Annotated in this window: 3 protein-coding genes; 2 read left to right on the top strand and 1 reads right to left on the bottom strand. The window is 73.4% G+C overall.

The window, feature by feature from the left end; all coding sequences use genetic code 11:
• A partial coding sequence (locus E4P40_RS27395; RefSeq protein WP_167762396.1) for an adenylate/guanylate cyclase domain-containing protein occupies positions 1-619 on the bottom strand: 619 nt, incomplete at its 3' end.
• Between the two features lie 204 nt (positions 620-823).
• Between E4P40_RS27395 and E4P40_RS27390 the strand changes: the two genes are divergently transcribed.
• Together E4P40_RS27390 and E4P40_RS27385 are read left to right on the top strand one after the other, a co-directional pair.
• Positions 824-1,474 carry a cytochrome b/b6 domain-containing protein gene (locus tag E4P40_RS27390; RefSeq protein WP_167762395.1) on the top strand — a complete coding sequence of 217 codons (651 nt, stop codon included), beginning with the start codon at positions 824-826 and terminating at the stop codon, positions 1,472-1,474.
• Positions 1,475-1,568: 94 nt separating this feature from the next.
• Complete coding sequence (locus E4P40_RS27385) at positions 1,569-1,910, top strand: YciI family protein (RefSeq protein WP_135161436.1); 342 nt, start codon at positions 1,569-1,571, stop codon at positions 1,908-1,910.
• The last annotated feature ends 64 nt before the right edge of the window (positions 1,911-1,974 follow it).

Raw genomic sequence — 1,974 nt, 5'->3', positions numbered from 1 at the left:
CCGGGCGAGGGAGACGGGCCGGTGGTCGGGCCGCCGTCCTCAGGACGGGGAAGTCGGCGGGCAGGCCGGCGACCTCGAGCTGGTACACCGGGGCGGGTTCGGGGAAGTCCTTCAACCGCTGCTCGCCGAGGCTCCGCAGCGCGGTCCCCGCGGGGAGGTGGTCCCCGACCAGTGCCGCGGTCACGTCGGACAGCAGGACCTGCCCTCCGGAGGCGACGGCGGCGATGCGGGCCGCCCGGTGCACCGGCAGGGCGACGTAGCCGCTGCCGACGACGGTGGCCTCGCCGGTGTGCAGGCCCATCCGGACGCGCACGCCCAGCCCGGCCGGCCAGGGATGCGCCGCCAGGGCCTGCTGGCCGTCGACCGCCGCGGCGACCGCCTGTCCGGCGGACGGGAACGCCACGAAGAACGAGTCGCCCTGGGTGTCGACCACCCTGCCCTGGTGTGCGGCGAAGGCGTCCTCCAGCAGACGCCGGTGGTCGACGAGCGCCCCTGCGTAGGCCGCCGGGTCGTCGCGCACGAGGCGGGTGGAGCCCTCGATGTCGGTGAACAGGAAGGTCACCGTGCCGGCGGGGAGCGCGGCCCGATCCGGTTCGACCGCCGTGCGCTCGTCGCTCACCCCGCCCCCTGGTGGTCTCGCTGCCGGGCCGTCCGTGGGTCGCACGATAGGCATGCGACCTCAGCCCAGCCAGAGGCCGCGGCCCGGTCCGCGCCACGGGCCGGTGCCGCGCGTGGATCGCCATCGCGGCCGTCACCCGATCGCGTCGTCCGCCAGCGACCGTCCCGCCGTCCGGGCAGGATGACCCGTCGGGAAAGGGGACCGATGCACCTGCGCAACGGTGGCCACGGGTACGGCCTCGTCACCAAGCTGCTCCACTGGCTGACGGTCGCGGCCATCCTGGTCCAGTTCGTCGTCGGCTACCGCATGGACGTCGACGACACGTTCGACCGCGAGGACGACCAGCTCGACGCCGACGCCGACCGGATGGAGGAGGAGGCAGAGGGGCAGGGGGAGGCGGCCGAGGAGGCCGCCGAGGCCGAGATCGAGGCGCGCGAGGACGCCCTCGACGCCCGGGAGGACGACGGTCCGGCGTCGGTGTTCTCCGACGTCATCACCGGTGATGCGTTCGCTGACGGGCTCTCGCTGCCGGAACTGCACGTCGTGCTCGGGCTGTTCGTCCTCCTGCTCGCCCTGCTGCGGCTCGGCTGGCGGCGCACCACGCCGCTCCCACCCTGGGCGGAGCACCTGAGCGCGGGGGAGCGGCGGCTCGAGGGCGGGCTGGAGAAGGTCCTCCTCGCCCTGCTGTTCGTCGTCCCCGCCAGCGGACTGCTGCTGGTCGCCGCCGGCGACGGCTGGCTGCCGCTCCATGTCACGGCCCAGATCGCGTTCCTGCTCGCGATCGCCCTGCACGTGGCGCTCGTGCTGTCGCACACCGTCGTCCGCCGGAACCGGCACCTGGCCCGCATGCTCTGACCGGAAGCATTTTCCGAAGGCTGTCGATCCGGCCGGTGAGTGCGTGTCGAAGGGATGTGGGCCCGATCGGCGGGCCTGAACCGAAGGGGACGAGATGACCCGCTACATGATCCTGATCTACGAGGACGAGGCCAGCTACGAGAACGCCACGCCGGAGGTCCTCGGCGAGGTCATGCAGGCGCACGACGCCTTCAGCGCCGGAGTCGAGCGGCACGGTGCCAAGCTCGTAGGCGGCGAGGCACTCCAGCCGACGACCACGGCGACCACCGTGCGGGGGGCCGACGTCACCGACGGTCCGTTCGTCGAGACCAAGGAGGCGCTCGGCGGCTACTACGTCATCGACGCCCCCGACCTCGACACCGCGCTGGCGGTGGCGAAGACGGTCCCGGCTCGGTTCGGCGGGGTCGAGGTCCGACCCGTCATGACCTTCGACTGAGGACGGCGGGCCGCACGACGATGCCGGTCGAGGACGCAGCCACGGTCGCGGCCGCGGTCGCCGA

The sequence above is a fragment of the Blastococcus sp. CT_GayMR20 genome, from assembly GCF_004570345.1.
The sequence above is the reverse complement of the archived record's forward strand: the minus strand, read 5'-3'. Positions and strand labels throughout refer to the sequence as shown.